General features: G+C 73.4%; 18 protein-coding genes. 4 read left to right on the forward strand and 14 right to left on the reverse strand.

Features of this window, described 5'->3' with window-relative positions; translation table 11 throughout:
- The first annotated feature begins 113 nt into the window (after positions 1–113).
- Positions 114–860: a beta-phosphoglucomutase family hydrolase gene (locus tag ACA361_RS18715; protein ID WP_375013301.1), complete on the forward strand. Its 747-nt coding sequence runs from the start codon at positions 114–116 to the stop codon at positions 858–860.
- Positions 857–3,280: a glycoside hydrolase family 65 protein gene (locus ACA361_RS18720; RefSeq protein ID WP_375013303.1), complete on the forward strand. Its 2,424-nt coding sequence runs from the start codon at positions 857–859 to the stop codon at positions 3,278–3,280. The genes ACA361_RS18715 and ACA361_RS18720 overlap by 4 nt, the downstream gene beginning before the upstream one ends.
- 21 nt (positions 3,281–3,301) lie before the next feature.
- Here ACA361_RS18720 and soxR read toward each other — a convergent pair whose 3' ends face one another.
- Positions 3,302–3,859: a redox-sensitive transcriptional activator SoxR gene (gene soxR / locus ACA361_RS18725; RefSeq protein ID WP_375013305.1), complete on the reverse strand. Its 558-nt coding sequence runs from the start codon at positions 3,857–3,859 to the stop codon at positions 3,302–3,304.
- Positions 3,860–3,926: 67 nt separating this feature from the next.
- On the opposite strand from soxR, the gene ACA361_RS18730 reads away from it, so the two are divergent.
- Positions 3,927–4,799 carry a GNAT family N-acetyltransferase gene (locus tag ACA361_RS18730; RefSeq protein ID WP_375013307.1) on the forward strand — a complete coding sequence of 291 codons (873 nt, stop codon included), beginning with the start codon at positions 3,927–3,929 and terminating at the stop codon, positions 4,797–4,799.
- A 58-nt stretch (positions 4,800–4,857) separates the two neighbouring features.
- On the opposite strand, the gene ACA361_RS18735 is transcribed toward ACA361_RS18730, so the two are convergent.
- The 5 genes from ACA361_RS18735 to ACA361_RS18755 all read right to left on the reverse strand — a co-directional run bounded on the left by ACA361_RS18735 (position 4,858) and on the right by ACA361_RS18755 (position 9,932).
- Positions 4,858–6,696 carry a phosphoenolpyruvate carboxykinase (GTP) gene (locus ACA361_RS18735; RefSeq protein ID WP_375013566.1) on the reverse strand — a complete coding sequence of 613 codons (1,839 nt, stop codon included), beginning with the start codon at positions 6,694–6,696 and terminating at the stop codon, positions 4,858–4,860.
- A 171-nt stretch (positions 6,697–6,867) separates the two neighbouring features.
- Entirely contained in the window at positions 6,868–7,863 is a 996-nt protein-coding gene (locus ACA361_RS18740) for an ABC transporter ATP-binding protein (RefSeq protein ID WP_375013568.1), read from the reverse strand.
- Between the two features lie 95 nt (positions 7,864–7,958).
- Positions 7,959–8,774 carry an ABC transporter permease gene (locus ACA361_RS18745; protein ID WP_375013308.1) on the reverse strand — a complete coding sequence of 272 codons (816 nt, stop codon included), beginning with the start codon at positions 8,772–8,774 and terminating at the stop codon, positions 7,959–7,961.
- Between the two features lie 4 nt (positions 8,775–8,778).
- Positions 8,779–9,549 (reverse strand): molybdate ABC transporter substrate-binding protein, encoded by a 771-nt coding sequence (gene modA, locus ACA361_RS18750; protein ID WP_375013310.1) that lies wholly within the window; start codon positions 9,547–9,549, stop codon positions 8,779–8,781.
- Positions 9,546–9,932, reverse strand: coding sequence for a molybdopterin-binding protein (locus ACA361_RS18755; RefSeq protein WP_375013312.1), 387 nt, complete (start codon positions 9,930–9,932; stop codon positions 9,546–9,548). Before ACA361_RS18755 ends, modA begins: the two co-directional genes overlap by 4 nt.
- A gap of 196 nt (positions 9,933–10,128) precedes the next feature.
- On the opposite strand from ACA361_RS18755, the gene ACA361_RS18760 reads away from it, so the two are divergent.
- On the forward strand, positions 10,129–10,818 hold the full coding sequence (locus tag ACA361_RS18760; protein ID WP_375013314.1) for a hypothetical protein: 690 nt from the start codon (positions 10,129–10,131) through the stop codon (positions 10,816–10,818).
- On the opposite strand, the gene ACA361_RS18765 is transcribed toward ACA361_RS18760, so the two are convergent.
- From ACA361_RS18765 to ACA361_RS18800, 8 genes are all read right to left on the reverse strand, one after another.
- Entirely contained in the window at positions 10,815–11,018 is a 204-nt protein-coding gene (locus ACA361_RS18765) for a hypothetical protein (RefSeq protein ID WP_375013316.1), read from the reverse strand. The two genes, ACA361_RS18760 and ACA361_RS18765, sit on opposite strands and share 4 nt — an antisense overlap.
- Positions 11,019–11,145: 127 nt before the next feature.
- Positions 11,146–12,531, reverse strand: a complete 1,386-nt coding sequence (gene der / locus ACA361_RS18770; RefSeq protein ID WP_375013319.1) for a ribosome biogenesis GTPase Der — start codon at positions 12,529–12,531, stop codon at positions 11,146–11,148.
- A gap of 94 nt (positions 12,532–12,625) precedes the next feature.
- On the reverse strand, positions 12,626–13,288 hold the full coding sequence (gene cmk / locus ACA361_RS18775; RefSeq protein WP_375013321.1) for a (d)CMP kinase: 663 nt from the start codon (positions 13,286–13,288) through the stop codon (positions 12,626–12,628).
- A gap of 126 nt (positions 13,289–13,414) precedes the next feature.
- Positions 13,415–14,506 carry a prephenate dehydrogenase gene (locus tag ACA361_RS18780; protein ID WP_375013323.1) on the reverse strand — a complete coding sequence of 364 codons (1,092 nt, stop codon included), beginning with the start codon at positions 14,504–14,506 and terminating at the stop codon, positions 13,415–13,417.
- A 60-nt stretch (positions 14,507–14,566) separates the two neighbouring features.
- Positions 14,567–14,929: a chorismate mutase gene (gene aroH, locus ACA361_RS18785; RefSeq protein WP_375013325.1), complete on the reverse strand. Its 363-nt coding sequence runs from the start codon at positions 14,927–14,929 to the stop codon at positions 14,567–14,569.
- A 55-nt stretch (positions 14,930–14,984) separates the two neighbouring features.
- Positions 14,985–15,716 carry a pseudouridine synthase gene (locus ACA361_RS18790; protein ID WP_366617368.1) on the reverse strand — a complete coding sequence of 244 codons (732 nt, stop codon included), beginning with the start codon at positions 15,714–15,716 and terminating at the stop codon, positions 14,985–14,987.
- Positions 15,713–16,363: an SMC-Scp complex subunit ScpB gene (gene scpB, locus ACA361_RS18795; RefSeq protein ID WP_375013327.1), complete on the reverse strand. Its 651-nt coding sequence runs from the start codon at positions 16,361–16,363 to the stop codon at positions 15,713–15,715. Before scpB ends, ACA361_RS18790 begins: the two co-directional genes overlap by 4 nt.
- Entirely contained in the window at positions 16,360–17,289 is a 930-nt protein-coding gene (locus ACA361_RS18800) for a segregation and condensation protein A (protein WP_375013570.1), read from the reverse strand. Before ACA361_RS18800 ends, scpB begins: the two co-directional genes overlap by 4 nt.
- Positions 17,290–17,406: the final 117 nt, after the last annotated feature.

Genomic DNA, 17,406 nt, shown 5'->3' on the forward strand with positions numbered 1-17,406 from the left:
CCCCGGTTGTACGAGGGGCAACACTGCTCCGTTCGGCCCGTGCATGCCCTTGTTCCGTCAGGGAAGTGCACGGATCGTGGATAGCTCACGTGTATCGCGAAAAAAGGGGAGCGATGCTGGGATTGCCGGATGAGACCGAGGCATGCCTTTTCGACCTCGACGGGGTGCTGACCCGCACCGCCGCGGTGCACGCGGCGGCGTGGAAGGAGATGTTCGACGGCTACCTGCGGGAACGGGACGGCGCCGGTTTCGTGCCGTTCGACCCGGTCACCGACTACGCGACCTACGTGGACGGCAAGCGGCGCGAGGACGGGACGCGGTCCTTCCTGGAGTCGCGCGGGATCGTCCTGCCGGAGGGGACGCCCGGCGACCCGCCGGAGAGCGAGACGATCCACGGGCTGGGGAGCCGCAAGAACGCGCTCGTGCTGAAGCTGATCGACGAGCAGGGCGTGGAGACGTTCGACGGCTCGATCGACTACGTGCGCCGGGCGCGGGCGGCCGGGCTCAGGACGGCCGTGGTGTCGTCCAGCGCCAACACCGTCCAGGTGCTGCGGGCGGTGGGGATCACCGACCTGTTCGACGCGCGGATCGACGGGGTGATCGCCGCCGAGCGGGACCTGCCCGGCAAGCCCGCCCCGGACATGTTCGTCGCGGGCGCCGAGGCGGTCGGGACGGCCCCCGAACGCGCCGCGGTCTTCGAGGACGCGCTGGCCGGCGTGGAGGCCGGCCGTGCCGGCGGCTTCGCGTACGTGGTGGGCGTCAACCGGGTGGACCGGCGGCACGCCGCCGCGCTGGCCGAGCGCGGCGCGGACGTGGTCGTGGACGATCTCGCGGAGCTGCTGGAGAGGGAGGCCCGATGACCGAGCCGGAGTCGCGGACCGCCGCCGAGCGCCCCGTGTACGCGGTGGACCCGTGGTGCGTGCGGGAGCCGGAGCTGCGGCTGGACCGGCTGCCGCAGAGCGAGTCGGTGTTCGCCCTGTCCAACGGGCACCTCGGGCTGCGCGGCAATCTCGACGAGGGCGAGCCGCACGGGCTGCCCGGCACGTACCTCAACTCGTTCTTCGAGAACCGGCCGCTGCCGTACGCCGAGGCCGGGTACGGCTACCCGGAGGAGGGCCAGACGGTCATCAACGTCACCAACGGCAAGTTGATCCGGCTGCTGGTGGACGACGAGCCGTTCGACGTCCGGTACGGGCGCCTGCACCGGCACGAGCGGGTGCTCGACATGCGGGCGGGGACGCTGACCCGCGAGGTGGAGTGGAGCTCGCCGGCCGACGACCGGGTCAAGATCACCTCGACCCGGATCGTGTCGCTCGCCCAGCGGGCGGTGGCGGCGATCCGCTACGAGGTCGAGCCGGTGAACGAGGCCGTCCGGATCGTGATCCAGTCGGAGCTGGTGGCGAACGAGACGCTGCCCGACCTCGGCGACGACCCGCGCGTGGCGGCCGTGCTGGAGAGCCCGCTGGTCGGCGAGGAGCACGTGCACAACGGGACCAAGGTCGTCCTCGTGCACGCCACCAAGGGGAGCGGGCTCCGGATGGCCGCCGCGATGAGCCACGAGATCGACGGGCCGGAGCGCATGGCGGTCGACGCCGAGAGCTCGCCGGACGTCGGCCGGGTGACGGTGGCGACGGAGCTGGAGCCGGGGCAGAGGTTGCGGATCGTCAAGTACATCGCGTACGGCTGGTCCTCCCGGCGGTCCCGCCCCGCCCTGCACGACCAGGTCGTGGGGGCGCTGGCGGCGGCGCGGCACACCGGCTGGGACGGGCTGCTGGAGCAGCAGAGCGAGTACCTGCACGACTTCTGGCGCGGCGCCGACGTGGAGGTGGACGGGGACGCCGAGATCCAGCAGGCGGTCCGGTTCGGGCTGTTCCACGTGCTCCAGGCGGGCGCCCGGGCGGAGCGGCGGATGATCCCCGCCAAGGGGCTCACCGGCCCCGGGTACGACGGGCACACGTTCTGGGACACCGAGACGTTCGTGCTGCCGGTGCTGACGTACACCCATCCGGCGGCCGCGGCGGACGTGCTGGCCTGGCGGCACATGACGCTGCCGATGGCCTGCGAGCGCGCCCGGCAGCTCGGCCTGAGCGGCTCGGCGTTCCCCTGGCGGACGATCCGCGGCCAGGAGTGCTCGGGCTACTGGCCCGCCGGGACGGCCGCGTTCCACATCAACGCCGACATCGCGGACGCGGTGGTCCGGTACGTGGACGCCACGCAGGACGACCGGTTCGAGCGCGAGATCGGGCTGCGGCTGCTGGTGGAGACGGCCCGGCTGTGGCGCGGCCTCGGCCACCACGACGTGGAGGGCGTGTTCCGGATCGACGGCGTGACCGGCCCGGACGAGTACACCGCCGTCGTCGACAACAACGTGTACACCAACCTGATGGCGCGCCGGAACATGCAGGAGGCGGCGCGGATGGCGATGCGCCACCCCGACCTGGCCGAACGGCTCGGGGTGACCACCGAGGAGGCGGCGTCGTGGCGGAACGCGGCGGCGGCGATGCTCGTCCCGTACGACGACCGGCTGGGCGTGCATCCGCAGAGCGAGGGCTTCACCAACTACGCGAAGTGGGACTTCCCCGGGACGAGTTCCGACCACTACCCGCTGCTGCTGAACTTCCCGTACTTCGACCTCTACCGGAAGCAGGTCGTCAAGCAGGCGGACCTGGTGCTGGCGATGCACCTGTGCGGGGAGGCGTTCACGCCTGAGCAGAAGCGCCGCAACTTCGAGTACTACGAGGCGCTGACCGTACGGGACTCCTCGCTGTCGGCGCAGTCGCAGGCCGTGCTGGCGGCCGAGGTGGGGCAGCTGGACCTGGCGCACGACTACCTCGGCGAGACCGCGCTGATGGACCTGCACGACCTGAACCGCAACACCCGCGACGGGCTGCACATCGCCTCGATGGCCGGGGCGTGGAGCGGGCTGGTCGCCGGGTTCGGCGGGATGCGGGCCGCCGACGGGTGCCTGGCATTCGCGCCGCGGCTGCCCGAGGGGATCAGCCGGCTGGCGTTCCGGATGCGCTACCGGGGCAACCGGCTGCGGGTGACCGTCCGGCCGGAGAGCGCGGTGTACGAGCTGCGCGAGGGCCCGGGGCTGCGGCTGCGGCACCACGGGGAGGAGTTCACGCTGGCGCCCGGCGAGCCGGCGGAGCGGCCGATCAAGCAGCCGCCGGCGCCGCCGCGGGTGGCGCAGCCGCACGGCCGCGAGCCGATCCCGCGCCGGTCGGACCCGCACACGCGGGACGGGCAGGACGACCCGGCGCGCGGCCCGGCGGCCTGACACCGCCGGGCCGCCGGGCCGTCAGCGGTCCGCGGGCACGCAGGGGCCGGCGTCCGCGGCGACCGTCCCGCCCCCGCCCGCCTTCCCGCTCCCGGCGCACGGGTCGCCGTCGTCCGGGCGGGCGCACTCGACCATGAGGCGGCGGGGGCCGGGGCCCTGGTCGCCCAGCTCGTCGTAGGGGTTGGCCAGCGCGCACTTGTTGATCGACAGGCAGCCGCAGCCGATGCAGTCGGTGAGGTCGTCGCGCAGCCGCTCCAGCTGGGCGATGCGGGTGTCCAGGTCGGCCCGCCAGGTCTCGGAGAGCCGCGCCCAGTCGTCCACCGTGGGGGTGCGCTCCTCCGGCAGCGTGGCGAGCGCCTTCTTGATCTCGGCCAGCGGGATCCCGACCCGCTGCGAGATCTTGATGAAGGAGACCCGGCGCAGCGTGTCGCGGGTGAAGCGGCGCTGGTTGCCGGCGGTGCGGCGGCTGCTGATCAGCCCCTTGGACTCGTAGAAGTGCAGCGCGGAGACCGCCACCCCGCTGCGTTCGGCGAGCTGACCGACCGTCAGCTCGTGCACCCTGAACTCCAAGCGCGTCATGCCGGGCAGCCTAGCCCATCCTCAATTATGGTTGAGGTCGCGAGGGTGATCGAATACCGTCCGCGCCATGCGCTCCTACTCAGGCCCCTCCGACCTGCGCGCGATGCAGGCCCTCACCCAGCGCCTCGGCCCGCGCGGCTCCCGCTGGCACATCGGCGAGCTGGTCTGGGACCGGCACCAGCACCCCGGCCGCGACGCGTCCCTGCCGACCGCCCTCTGGGAGCGGGACGGCGAGGTCGCCGCCTGGGCGTGGCTGGAGCGGCCCGCCGAGCTCAAGCTGCACCACGACCCGGCGCACCCCGGCCTGGTGGAGGACGTCCTGCGCTGGTTCGACGAGGTGGCCGAAGGCGACAGCCGCACCGTGGTGGTGCTGGACGCCGAGACCGGCCTCATCGAGACGCTGCGGCGGCACGGATACCGCGAGGACACCGCCCCGGGCCCGTTCTTCGTCCACCTGCGCCGCGCCCTGGCCGCGCTGCCCGAGCCGCGGGTGCCCGCCGGCTACACGCTCCGCCACGTACGGGACGCGCGGGACGCCGGGATCCGGGCGGCGGCGCACCGGGCGGCGTTCTCGCGGCCGGGCGCGCCGTCGAAGGTCACCGGCGCCGCGTACGAGCGGCTGATGGGGATCTGGCCGTACCGGAACGAGCTGGACTGGCTGGTCGAGGCGCCCGGCGGCACGCCCGCCGCGTTCTGCCTGGTCTGGGCGGACGAGCACAACCGGGAGGCCGTCCTCGAACCGGTCGGGACCGATCCCGGCCACCGGCGGCGCGGCCTGGCGAGCGCCGCGATCCTGGCGGCCCTGCGCACGGCCCGCGACCTGGGGATGGAGACGGCCCGGGTCGCGGCGCGCGGCGACGACGCGTACCCGTCGGCGCGCGCCACGTACGCGTCCGTGGGGTTCCGCCGTGCGGGCCGTAACGTGACCTACGTACGGTAAGACGCGGAGCGGGCCGTGCCGGTCGCCCCCGGCACGGCCCGCTCCCCCTGCGAAGGACTCAGTGACCCAGGCGGTTCACCAGGGCGTTGTACTCGTCCCACAGCTCCTTGGGCAGGTGGTCGCCGAAGGTCTCGAAGTGGCCGGGCACCAGCGCGGCCTCCTCCTTCCAGACCTCGGTGTCGACCGAGAGCAGCATCTCCAGGTCGGCGTCGGCGAGCTCCAGCCCGTCGGTGTCGAGCGCCTCCTTGGTCGGCAGGTGCCCGATCGGCGTCTTGACGGCGTCGGCCTGCCCGTTGAGGCGCTCCACGATCCACTTGAGCACGCGGCTGTTCTCACCGAAGCCGGGCCAGATGAACCGGCCGTCGGCGTCCTTGCGGAACCAGTTCACGTAGTAGATGCGGGGCAGCTTCTCGGCGTCGGTGGACTTGCCGATCTTCAGCCAGTGGCCGAAGTAGTCGCCCATGTTGTAGCCGCAGAACGGCAGCATCGCGAACGGGTCGCGGCGCAGCTCGCCGACCTTGCCCTCGGCGGCGGCGGTCTTCTCGGACGCCACGTTGGCGCCCAGGAACACGCCCTGCTGCCAGTCGAACGACTCGGTGACCAGCGGCACCGCGGTGGCCCGGCGGCCGCCGAACAGGATCGCCGAGATCGGGACGCCCTTGGGGTCCTCCCACTCGTCGGCGATGATCGGGCACTGGCCGGCGGGGGTGGTGAAGCGCGCGTTCGGGTGGGCGGCGGGGACGCCGGACTCCGGCGTCCAGTCGTTGCCCTTCCAGTCGGTGAGGTGCGCGGGCGGCTCGTCCGTGAGGCCCTCCCACCACACGTCACCGTCGTCGGTGAGCGCGACGTTGGTGAAGATGCTGTTGCCCCACAGCGTCCTGACCGCGTTGGCGTTGGTGGAGTCCCCGGTGCCCGGCGCGACGCCGAAGAACCCGGCCTCGGGGTTGATCGCGTACAGCCGGCCGTCCTCGCCGAACCGCATCCACGCGATGTCGTCGCCGATCGTCTCGACCTTCCAGCCCGGGATGGTCGGCTCCAGCATGGCGAGGTTGGTCTTGCCGCACGCCGACGGGAACGCGGCGGCGACGTAGCGGGTCTCGCCCTGCGGCGGGGTGAGCTTGAGGATGAGCATGTGCTCGGCCATCCAGCCCTCGTCCCGCGCCATGGTCGAGGCGATGCGCAGCGCGTAGCACTTCTTGCCCAGCAGCGCGTTGCCGCCGTAGCCGGACCCGTACGACCAGATCTCGCGGGTCTCGGGGAAGTGCGAGATGTACTTGGTGGAGCTGCACGGCCAGGGCACGTCGGCCTGGCCCGGCTCCAGCGGCGCGCCGACCGAGTGGACGGCCTTGACGAACTGGCCGCGCTCCTCGATGAGGCGCAGCGCCTCGGCGCCCATCCGCGTCATGATCCTCATCGAGACCGCCACGTAGGCGGAGTCGGTGATCTCGACGCCGAGCTGGGAGATCTTGCCGCCCAGCGGGCCCATGCAGAACGGCACCACGTACATGGTGCGGCCCTTCATGCAGCCCTTGAACAGCTCGCCGAACGTCTCGCGCATCTCGGCGGGCGCGATCCAGTTGTTGGTGGGGCCGGCGTCCGCTTCCTTTTCGGAGCAGATGTAGGTCCGGTCCTCTACTCGCGCGACGTCACTCGGGTCGGACGCGGCGTAGAAGCTGTTGGGCCGTTTCTCGGGGTTGAGGCGTTTGAGCGTGCCCTGCTCCACGAGGAGGCCGGTGAGGCGCTCCCATTCGGCCTCGGACCCGTCGCACCATTCGATCCGATCGGGCTGGGTCAGCTCGGCGATCCCGCGCACCCAGTCAAGCAGCGCGGCGTGACTGGTGGGGGCCTGGTCGCGACCGGGGGCCGACGACGCAGTGACCTGGTTGGACACGGGCAACTCCTTCAGCTCTTCGCAGGATCTCTGCATCATGAACAAAAGGCGACGTCTTTGCCATTTGGTCTGGACCAATCGGGACGGTTTTCGGGCCTTGCGCCCGCCTTATGTGACTGACATCACCGGTCCGGGTCTTGAAGCGGTGACCTGCCCATGACCGGGGTATGACGAAGTTCACGCGGGGTAAACGTGCGTTTCGGTTGCCTTGACCGTGGCCCATACCCGGCTTCCTTCGGTCAATTCGAGTTCGGCGACCGCGCCGGGCGTCACGTCCGCCGCCGCGGCGAGCGGCGGGCCGTCGAGACGGACCCGGACGCGGTCGCCCTGGCGCTCCACGGCCGCCACCCGGGCCCGCCACAGGTTGCGGGGACTGCCGTCCGGCCGGGAGCGGTAGAGCGCCACCGCCGATGGCGCGAAGGCCAGGAAAACCTCACCCTCAAGGCGATCCACGGTATCCAGGCGGCCACCGCCGTCACGGAGGGTGACGGTGCCGTCCGAGGCATGGCCACGGTAAAGATTCAGGCCGACCAGCCGCGCGACGTATCCGGTACGGGGCCGGCGGGCCACCTCGGCGGGCTCCCCCTCCTGCACGACCCGGCCGCCCTCCAGCACCACCAGCCGGTCGGCGAGCACCATGGCGTCCAGGGGATCGTGCGTGACCACGACGGCCGCCCCGCCGAATCCGGCCAGGTGCCGCCGCAGCGCCGCCCGGATCTCCAGCCGGGTGTGGGCGTCCAGGGCCGACAGCGGCTCGTCCAGGAGCAGCAGGCGCGGCCGCACGGCCAGCGCCCGCGCCAGCGCGACCCGCTGCGCCTGCCCGCCCGAGAGCGCGCGGGGGCGGGCGGCCGCGTGCTCGGCGAGGCCGACCCGCTCCAGCCATCCGGCGGCCTGCCGGCGCGCCTCGCGGCGGCCGGTCCCCTGGGCGCGGAGCCCGAACGCGACGTTCTCCAGGGCGCTCAGGTGCGGGAAGAGCAGGTAGTCCTGGAAGACCATGCCGATCCCCCGCTTCTCGGGCGGCAGCGCGTGGATCGCCGCGCCGTCCACCCGGACGCGCCCGGCCCCGCCCGCCATCGGCGTCAGGCCCGCGAGGGCGCGCAGCGCGGTGCTCTTGCCGGCGCCGTTGGGGCCGAGCAGCGCGACGACCTCGCCGGGCGCGGCGGCCAGCTCCATGTCCAGGTCGAACGTCCCGCGCCGGACGACGAGCCGCGCGTCCAGCCCCTCGTCCAGCCTCTCGTCGGGTCCGCCCCGCCGCGCCGGCTCGCCGCTCACGCCGAGCCTCCCGCGCCGACCCAGCGGTCCCGCAGCGCGACCAGGACCAGCACCGAGACCGCCAGCAGCACCAGGCTCAGCACGATGGCGGCCTGCGGGTCGGACTCCAGCGCCAGGTAGACCGCCAGCGGCATCGTCTGCGTCCGGCCCGGGAAGTTGCCCGCGAACGTGATCGTCGCGCCGAACTCCCCCAGCGCCCGCGCCCAGCACAGGATCGCTCCGGCCGCCACGCCCGGCGCGACCAGCGGCAGCGTGACCCGGCGGAACGTGGTCCAGCGGTCGGCGCCGAGCGTCGCGGCCGCCTCCTCGTACCGCAGGTCGGCGGCGCGCAGCGCCCCCTCCACGCTGATCACCAGGAACGGCATCGCGACGAACGTCTCGGCCAGCACCACCCCGGCGGTCGTGAACGGCAGCGTGATCCCGAACGCGGCGTCCAGCCACTGCCCGGCGAGCCCGCGGCGTCCCAGCACCATCAGCAGCGCCACGCCGCCGACCACCGGCGGCAGCACCAGCGGCACGGTCACCAGCGCCCGCACCAGCCGGGCGCCCCGGAACGGCACCCGCGCCAGCAGCCAGGCCAGCGGGACGCCGAACAGCAGGCACAGCGCGGTGGCCAGGGTGGCGCTGACCAGCGACAGCCGCAGCGCCTCCAGGACGTGCGGCTCGGCCAGCCGCGTCCCCAGCGTCGACCACGGCGCGCGGAACAGCAGCCCGGCGAGGGGCAGCACCAGGAAGGCCAGCCCGGCCAGCGCCGGGACCAGCAGGATCCACGGCGGGCGCCCGGGCGGGCCCTCCCTCAGCGGGCGGCGCACGGCCTCACGGGGTCTCGAACCCCGCCTGCGCGAGGGCGCCGCGGCCCTGCTCGGACCGTACGAGCCGGACGAAGTCCGCGGCGAGCTCCGGCCGCGGCGCCCTGTCCAGCGCGGCGATCGGGTAGTCGTTGACGGCCCTGGCCGACTCGGGGAACTCCACGCCCCGGACCTCGCCGGCCGCCGACCTCGCGTCGGTCCGGTAGACCAGGCCCGCGTCGGCCTCCCCCAGCCTGACCTTGGTGAGCACCGCCTTGACGTCCTGCTCCTGGGACGCGGGACGCAGCCGTACCCCGGCGGCCCCGAGCGCCTTCCCGGCCGCCGCGCCGCACGGGACCTGCTCGGCGCAGACCACGACCTTGAGGCCGGGCCGGGCCAGGTCGCGCAGGCCGCGCACCCCGGTGCCGCCGTCCCTGGGCACCGCGATGACGAGCCGGTTCCGCGCGAAGACCCGCGTCCCGCCCGCCTTGACGGCACCGCCGACGACGCGGCCCATCGTGGCGGTGTCGGCGGCGGCGAACACGTCCGCCGGGGCGCCCTCGGTGATCTGGCGGGCGAGCGCGGAGCTGCCGCCGAAGTTGAAGCGGACCTTCACGCCCGGGTGGTCGCTCTCGAACGCCTTGCCCAGCGCGGTGAACGCCTCGGTCAGCGACGCGGCGGCGAACACCGTCAGGGTCCCGCCGCCCGCGCCCTCCCGGGCCGTACCGGTGTCACCGCACCCCGCCAGGGCCAGCGGCAGCGCCGCGAGAGCCGCGGCACCCAGGGGGACGCTCCTCATCCGGCCACCTCCACGACGACGTTGGTGGACTTCACGACGGCCTCGGCGACCACCCCGGGCGCCAGCCCCAGCTCGTCGGCGGCCTCGCGGCTCATCAGCGAGACCACCCGGAACGGCCCCGCCTGCATCTCGACCTGGGCCATCACGCCGTCCCTGACGACCTCGGTGACGATGCCGCGCATCCGGTTGCGCGCCGAGGACGCGCGCAGCTCCGCCTGCCCCGCCTCGGCGCGGACGAACGCGGCCAGCTCGGCGGCCGGGACGATCCGGTGCCCGTGCGCGTCGCGGGCGGCCGGCAGCCGCCCGCCGTCCACCCAGCGGCGGACGGTGTCCGGGCTCACCCCGAGCAGCGCGGCCGCCTCGCTGATCCTGAAGGTCGTCACCGGGCCACCCTAGCGTGCCGCATCCGCAAGCTCCAGAGCGAATAAAGCCTTGCACTTGCAAGGAGGCTCGGCCGAAACCATCGCAACAGCAAGGCGCGCGGATACGGGCACGTTCGCACGCGGGGCGCTTGAGGCGGTACGAGGCGGGTAAAGGGCCGCCAAATCCAATACATCACCCGGTCAGGAGGAAAGGGTCATGACTGGGACAATGCGGGTACCGCGCAGCCGCGGCGCCCTCAGCGGGACGCTGCTCGTGCTGCTCGGCCTGTGGGGCGGGCTGCTTCCCTTCGCCGGCCCGTACGTGGACTTCGGTTTCACCCCCGACGAGCCGTGGGTCTACACCACCGACCGGCTCCAGCTGAGCATCGCCCCGGCGGCGGCCACCGTGCTCGGCGGCCTGATCGTGCTGGCCGTCGCCAACCGCGCGGTCGCGATGGTGGGCGCCTGGCTGGCCGCGCTGGGCGGCGCCTGGTTCGCGGTCGGCGGCCCGGTCGCCGCGCTCTGGGACGTCCAGGGCGCCGGCGCGCCGCTGGGCACCGGCGAGGGGCGGCGGCTGGCCGAGCAGCTGGCCGGCTTCACCGGGCTCGGGGTGGTCGTGGTGTTCCTCGCCGCGCTCGCGCTGGGCCGGATGGCCGTGGTGGGGGTGCGCGAGGCCGGGATGCGCGAGGCCGCGCCGCACGGCGCGCACGAGCCGTACGGCGGGCGCGCCCCCGCGGACGGCACGGACGGTACGGACGGTACGGACGGCTCAAGCGGCACGACGCAGCCGATCCCGGCCCAGGGCCGCTACGCGCGGCACGCCCGGGAGGAGCGGGGGCCGTTCGAGCCGAAGGAGCCGGACCCGTACGACCAGCGCGTCGCCGGGGAGCGCAGGGAGCCGCGCTAGCGATTCCTGGAGCGCATGTTGCGGACGGACTTGTGGGTCTCGTAGGTGCCGCGCTCGTCGTCCAGCCGCACGTCGTCGCGGTCGGTGAACATCGCGACGAACGCCACGAGCAGGCCGACGCCGCCGATCCACGGCTCCTTCCAGACGAAGGCCAGGGCCAGGCACCCCAGTGCGACCGTCATCAGCAGCAGCAGCTTCATGGCACCCCTCGACAGCGCGACCCGCAACACCGAACCAAGTAAGCGGTAGGTTACACCACGGACGATTACTGCATGGTGACACGAGTCGGCCCGCCCGGGGAAGACCGGGCGGGCCGAACGATCATCGCTACTTGCGCTTGCCGCGCTTCTCGCGAATCTTCATCGTGATGTCGAGCGGGGTCCCCTCGAACCCGAACTCCTCGCGCAGCCGCCGCTCGATGTACCGGCGGTAGCCCTCCTCCAGGAACCCGGAGGTGAACAGCACGAACCGCGGCGGCCGCACGCCCGCCTGCGTCGCGAACAGGATCCGCGGCTGCTTGCCGCCCCGGATCGGGTGCGGGTGCGAGTTCACCAGGTCGGCGAAGAACTGGTTGAGCTTGGACGTCGGCACCCGGTGCCCCCAGCCCTCCAGCGCCGTCTCGATGCCCGGCACCAGCTTCTCCATGTGCCGCCCGGTACGGGCGGAGATGTTCACCCGCGGCGCCCAGCGCGCGTTGTGCAGCTGCCGGTCGATCTCGCGCTCCAGGTAGTGCCGGCGCTCCTCGTCCAGCAGGTCCCACTTGTTGTACGCGATCACCAGCGCGCGGCCCGAATCGATCACCATCGAGATGATCCGCAGGTCCTGCTCGGCCAGCGGCTCGGTGGTGTCGATCAGCACCACCGCGACCTCGGCCCGCTCCAGCGCCGACTGGGTCCGCAGCGTGGCGTAGAAGTCGGCGCCCTGGTTCTCCCGGTGCCGCCGCCGGATCCCCGCGGTGTCGATGAACCGCCAGGTCTTCCCGCCCAGCTCGATCATCTCGTCGACCGGGTCCCGGGTGGTGCCCGCGACCGCGTCCACCACCGCGCGGTTCTCCCCCGCCAGCTGGTTGAGCAGGCTCGACTTGCCGACGTTGGGACGGCCCAGCAGCGCCACCCGGCGCGGCCCCGCGTACTCCTCGAACGACTCGGCCGGCGCCTCCTCGGGCAGCGCCTCCAGCACCGCGTCCAGCAGGTCGCCGCTGCCGCGCCCGTGCAGCGCGCTGACCGGGTGCGGCTCACCGATGCCCAGCCCCCACAGCATCGCCGCGTCCGCCTCGGCGGCCACGTCGTCGACCTTGTTGGCCACCAGCACCACCGGCTTGCCGGACCGGCGCAGGATCTCCACCACGGCCTCATCGACGTCGGTGGCGCCCACGGTCGCGTCGACCACGAACATCACCGCGTCCGCCAGGTCCACCGCCAGCCGCGCCTGCTCGGCGATCGCGGCGGCCAGCCCGGACGCGTCCGGCAGCCACCCGCCGGTGTCCACCACCGTGAACCGGCGCCCGCTCCACGTCGCGTCGTAGGCCACCCGGTCCCGGGTCACCCCCGGCACGTCCTCCACGACCGCCTCGCGCCGCCCGATGATCCGGTTGACCAGCGTCGACTTGCCGACGTTGGGCCGCCCGACCACGGCCACCACCGGCGCCGGCGCCTCTTCGGCCTCCGGCGCGGCGGCCGTCTCGATCTCGTACTCGCTCACTGTCTTCGTCATCTCCGTGTACCCGCGGGGGCAAGCCCCGCAGCACGATGAATCCCGCCACCTGCGGGAACGCCTTCAGGCACCGGATCCGGCGCCGCCCGGCGTCTCAGTCGCGCTCTTTGGCGAGGCGGACTACCGCCTCGATGACCTCGCCGAGGCTCAGCTCGGTCGAGTCGATCTCCTCGGCGTCGCCGGCCTTGGCCAGCGGGGACGCCTTCCGGGTGGAGTCGAGCCGGTCCCGGCGGGCCTGCTCGGCCTGCGTCACCGTCACCGACGCGCCCGGGTCCGCGGCCAGCTCCCTGGCCCGCCGCGCGGCCCGCGCCTCCTCGCTCGCGGTGAGGTAGACCTTGACCCCCGCGTCCGGCGCCACGACCGTGCCGATGTCGCGGCCCTCCACCACGATGCCCCCGGCCCCGATGATCTCACGCTGGAGCTCCACCAGCCGCGCCCGCACCTCGGGGACCGAGCTGACCGCGCTGACCGCGTTGGTCACCTCGCGGGTACGGATCGGGGCCGACACGTCCGCGCCGTCCACGGTGATCGTGGGGCCGTCCGGGTCGGTGCCGGACTCGATCACCGGCTCGGCCGCCCGCGCCGCGACGGCCGCCGCGTCCTCCACCGGAACGCCCGCGTTCAGCATCCACCACGTCATGGCGCGGTACATCGCGCCGGTGTCGAGGTAGCGCAGGCCGAGCGCGCGGGCCACTCCCTTGGAGGCGCTGGACTTGCCCGACCCGGAGGGGCCGTCCATGGCGATGACGAGCGGCACGATGCTCCCTTTCTCAGCGGCGGGGGCGGGCACCTGGCGGCCCGGAGATCATGCGGGAACCGAGCGGCTCCCGACGTGCCAGGCTACCGCTGCCGCGGCACCGCCGGGGCCCGCGCGCGGCGGGCCTCAGGCCGGTACGGACCAGCCGCGGGCGCGCAGCTCCGCGGCCAGCTTCTCGGCCGCGTCGGGCTTGACCGACAGCTCCAGCACGCCCAGCGGGCGGCCGGGCGAGTGCTCGATCGTCACGTCCTCGATGTTGACCCCGGCGATCCCCGCCGCCTGGAAGATCATCGCCAGCTCGCCGGGACGGTCCGGGATCACGACCTGGACGACGCTGTAGGAGGACGCCTCGCCGCCGTGCTTGCCCGGGATCTGCGCCCGGCCGGCGTTGCCGCGCAGCAGCAGGTCCGCCACGTGCGTGGCGGCCTCCTCGCTGCCGTCGCGCAGCAGCGAGGCCGCGACCGCGAGGTCGGTGGCCACCGCCTCCAGCACGTCGGCGACCGGCGCGGAGTTGGCCGACAGGATCCCGATCCACAGCCGCGGGTCGCTGGCGGCGATGCGGGTGACGTCCCGCACGCCCTGCCCGGCCAGGCCGAGCGCCACGTCGTCGGCGGCGGTCAGCCGGGCCGCGACGGCGGCCGACACCACGTGCGGGCCGTGCGAGACCAGCGCGACGGCGCGGTCGTGGTGCTCGGCGTCCACCACGACGGGCTCGGCGCCACAGGCGCGGGCCAGCGCGGTGACCGCCTCGATCGTCTCGGGCGCCGCGGCCTCGGTCGGGCACAGCGCCCACGGCCGGCCCAGGAACAGGTCGCCGCGGGCCGCCGCCGGCCCGGACCGCTCGCGGCCCGCCAGCGGATGGCCCGCCACGAACGTGCTCAGGTCGCAGCCCAGCTCGGCGGCCTGCCGCAGCGGCAGCGCCTTGACGCTGGCGACGTCGGTGTAGGCGGTGGCCAGGCCGCGCTTCTGCGCGTCCAGCAGCGTCACCGCGACGGCCGCCGGCGGCACCGCCAGCACGGCCAGGTCGGCGGGCGCGCCGGCCGCGCCGTCCGGCAGCGCCTCGCCCGCGCCCAGCTCCACCGCCATCGCCAGCGACGCGGCGTCCCGGTCGGTCAGCAGCACCTCGGTGCCGCGCTCGCGCATCGCCAGGGCGATCGACGTGCCGATCAGGCCCGTCCCGATCACGGTGACGCGCGCTGGAATGCCCTTTTCAGCCACCCCACCAGCGTAGCGGCCCGGGCGTACGGCCCCGTCCGGCCGCGGGACCCGTCGGGCGCCCTACTGGGCGATGTCGAGCCGCAGCGCGGTGGCCCCGCGCAGGTAGACGTGCTGGATCTCGGCCCGCGGCCGGGCCGTCTCGATGTGCGCCATGAGCCGGATCACCCTCGGCAGCGCGTGCGGCACCGCGATCTCGGACGCGCACAGCAGCGGCACCTCGTGGAAGCCGAGCTTGCGCGCGGCAAGCGCCGGGAACTCCGACACCAGGTCCGGTGTCGCGGTGAACAGCACGCTGATCACGTCGTCGGTGGTGAGCCCGTTCCGGCTCATCACCTCGCTGACCAGCTCGGTGGTCGCCGCCAGGATCTGGTCCCGGTCGTCGGCGTCGACCTGCGTCGCCCCGCGGACCGCGCGTACCGCCACGTTCTCGTCCTCCCCGCTCTTCCGCCCTACAGATCCACGGCCTTGTACAGCTCGCCTACAGATCCACGGCCTTGTACAGCTCGCCGACCTCTTTCACGGTCAGCGCCCTCAGCCCGCCGGGCTTCAGCTGGCCCAGCTTGATCGGCCCGAACTCTATTCGGGCCAGCTGCTGGACCGGAAACCCGACCTCCTTCAGCAGGCGGCGGACGATGTGCTTGCGGCCCTCGTGCAGGGTGATCTCCACCAGCACCCGCTTGCCGACCTGGTCGAAGATCCGGAACTTGTCGGCCTTGGCCGGGCCGTCCTCCAGCGTGACCCCGGCGCGCAGCCGCTTGCCCAGGTCGCGCGGGATCGGGCCGTGGATCTCGGCCAGGTACGTCTTCTGGACGCCCCAGCTGGGGTGGGTGAGCCGGTGCGACAGCTCGCCGTCGTTGGTGAGCAGGATCAGGCCCTCGGTGTCGGTGTCGAGCCGGCCCACGTGGAACAGCCGCTCGGGCACCTCCACGTAGTCGGCCAGCGACTTGCGGCCCCGCTCGTCCGACATCGTGCTCACCACGCCGCGCGGCTTGTTGATCATGTAGTAGCGCATCTCGGCGCGGGTCTCGACCCGCCGGCCGTCGACATGGATCACGTCCCGGCTCGGGTCGACCCGCTCGCCGAACCGGAAGATCTTGTTGCCGTTGACCTTGACCCGGCCCTCGCCGATCAGTTCCTCGCAGTGGCGCCGGCTGCCGATCCCGGCCTCGGCCAGAACCTTCTGCAGGCGTACGCCCTCGTTTTCAGTCACTTGTCCTCGATGATCTCTTCTGGCAGGTCGTCGGGCAGGAAGGGGGCCAGCTCGGGCAGCTCCTCCAGGTCGCGCAGCCCCAGCCGTTCCAGGAAGTACCCGGTCGTGCGGTAGAGGTGCGCCTGCGTCTCGGGATCCTGGCCGGCGTCCTCGATGAGGCCGCGCAGCGTCAGGGTACGGATGACGCCGTCGCTGTTGACGCCGCGGATCGCCGACACGCGGGCCCGGCTGACCGGCTGCCGGTACGCCACCACCGCCAGCGTCTCCAGCGCCGCCTGCGTCAGGCGGGCCTGCTGGCCGTCGGTGACGAAGCGCTCCACGACCGGGGCGCACACGTCCCGGGTGTAGTAGCGCCAGCCGCCGGCGACCTCCCTGAGATCGAACCCGCGGCCCTGCGCGGTGTATTCCGCCGACAGCTCGCGCAGCACGGCGGTGATCTCGTGGGTGGGCCGCTCCAGCAGCTGGGCCAGCGTGATCTCGGCGACCGGCTCGTCCACGACCAGCAGGATCGCCTCCACGGAGGCCCGCAGTCCGGGGAACTCGCCGTCACCCGACTCGGCCGGCTCGGCGGCGTCGGTGGGCTCGGCGGGCAGCGCCGGATCGCGAGGGGCGCCGCCGGGCGCGTCCTCGCCGGGTGGTTCGGTCATCGGTCTCGTCCTTCTCCGGGCTCGTTCTTCCGGGGCTCCGCGTCACCGGGCTTCCCTGGCTTCCCGGGCTCCCGGGCGCCCTCGTACGCGTCGCCCACCCGGACCTCGCCCTCGTCGGTGCCGGTCCAGGTGATGTGCAGCTCACCGAGCGGCTCGGGCTGCTCGAACGCGACCGCCTGCTCGCGGTACAGCTCCAGCAGCGCCAGGAACCGCGCCACGATCTCGAACGTGCCGGCGCAGTCGTCGGTCAGCACCCGGAACGTCGTCGCGCGCAGCTCCCGCAGCCGCTCGACGACGATCGCGGCCTGCTCCTTGACGCTGGTCTGCGCCTGGTAGATGTGCTCGACCGACACCGACGGCGGCGCCTTCGGCGCCAGCGCCTTGGCGGCCAGCCGCGCGAACTCGGCCGGCCCCAGCCCGAGCAGCACCTCCGGCAGCAGGTTGGCGAACCGCGGCTCCATCGGCACCATGCGCGGGTAGCGGCGGCCCTGGTCGGCGATCTTCGCGGTGAAGACCTTGGCGACCTCCTTGTACGCGCGGTACTGCAGCAGCCGCGCGAACAGCAGGTCGCGGGCCTCCAGCAGCGCCAGGTCCTCCTCGTCGTCGACCTCGCCCGAGGGCAGCAGCCGGGCCGCCTTGAGGTCGAGCAGGGTGGCCGCGACCAGCAGGAAGTGGCTGGCCTGGTCGAGGTCCCACTCCTTGCCGTGCGAGCGGATGTGCGCGATGAAGTCGTCGGTGACCTTGTGCAGCGAGACCTCGGTGATGTCCAGCTTGTGCTTGGAGATCAGCCCGAGCAGCAGGTCGAACGGGCCCTCGAAGTTGTCCAGATGGACCTGGAACCCGCGCGCCTGGCCGGTGTCCCCGGCACCCTCGACGCTCTCGGCACCCTCCGCGCCGTCTGTGCCATCAGCGCCCTCAGCCTCCACCGCGCCCTCGGTGCCCTGCTCCGGGGGCGTCTCGTCCACGCCGCTCACGGTAGCCGAGCCCACCAGGTGTCCCTCTCGTCACGCGCCGCTGCAAGGGACCATCGTCCCACGGCCGCG

The sequence above is a fragment of the Actinomadura sp. 21ATH genome (genome assembly GCF_041951345.1).
In the GTDB taxonomy this organism is placed as follows: domain Bacteria; phylum Actinomycetota; class Actinomycetes; order Streptosporangiales; family Streptosporangiaceae; genus Spirillospora.

What these genes read in the sequence shown, in the direction of transcription:
- ACA361_RS18715 (WP_375013301.1), top strand. Translation starts at nt 114, where the DNA reads ATGCTGGGATTGCCGGATGAGACCGAGGCATGCCTTTTCGACCTCGAC.
- ACA361_RS18720 (WP_375013303.1), top strand. Translation starts at nt 857, where the DNA reads ATGACCGAGCCGGAGTCGCGGACCGCCGCCGAGCGCCCCGTGTACGCG.
- soxR (WP_375013305.1), bottom strand. Translation starts at nt 3,859, where the DNA reads ATGACGCGCTTGGAGTTCAGGGTGCACGAGCTGACGGTCGGTCAGCTC.
- ACA361_RS18730 (WP_375013307.1), top strand. Translation starts at nt 3,927, where the DNA reads ATGCGCTCCTACTCAGGCCCCTCCGACCTGCGCGCGATGCAGGCCCTC.
- ACA361_RS18740 (WP_375013568.1), bottom strand. Translation starts at nt 7,863, where the DNA reads ATGGAGCTGGCCGCCGCGCCCGGCGAGGTCGTCGCGCTGCTCGGCCCC.
- modA (WP_375013310.1), bottom strand. Translation starts at nt 9,549, where the DNA reads ATGAGGAGCGTCCCCCTGGGTGCCGCGGCTCTCGCGGCGCTGCCGCTG.
- ACA361_RS18760 (WP_375013314.1), top strand. Translation starts at nt 10,129, where the DNA reads ATGACTGGGACAATGCGGGTACCGCGCAGCCGCGGCGCCCTCAGCGGG.
- ACA361_RS18765 (WP_375013316.1), bottom strand. Translation starts at nt 11,018, where the DNA reads ATGAAGCTGCTGCTGCTGATGACGGTCGCACTGGGGTGCCTGGCCCTG.
- der (WP_375013319.1), bottom strand. Translation starts at nt 12,531, where the DNA reads ATGACGAAGACAGTGAGCGAGTACGAGATCGAGACGGCCGCCGCGCCG.
- scpB (WP_375013327.1), bottom strand. Translation starts at nt 16,363, where the DNA reads ATGACCGAACCACCCGGCGAGGACGCGCCCGGCGGCGCCCCTCGCGAT.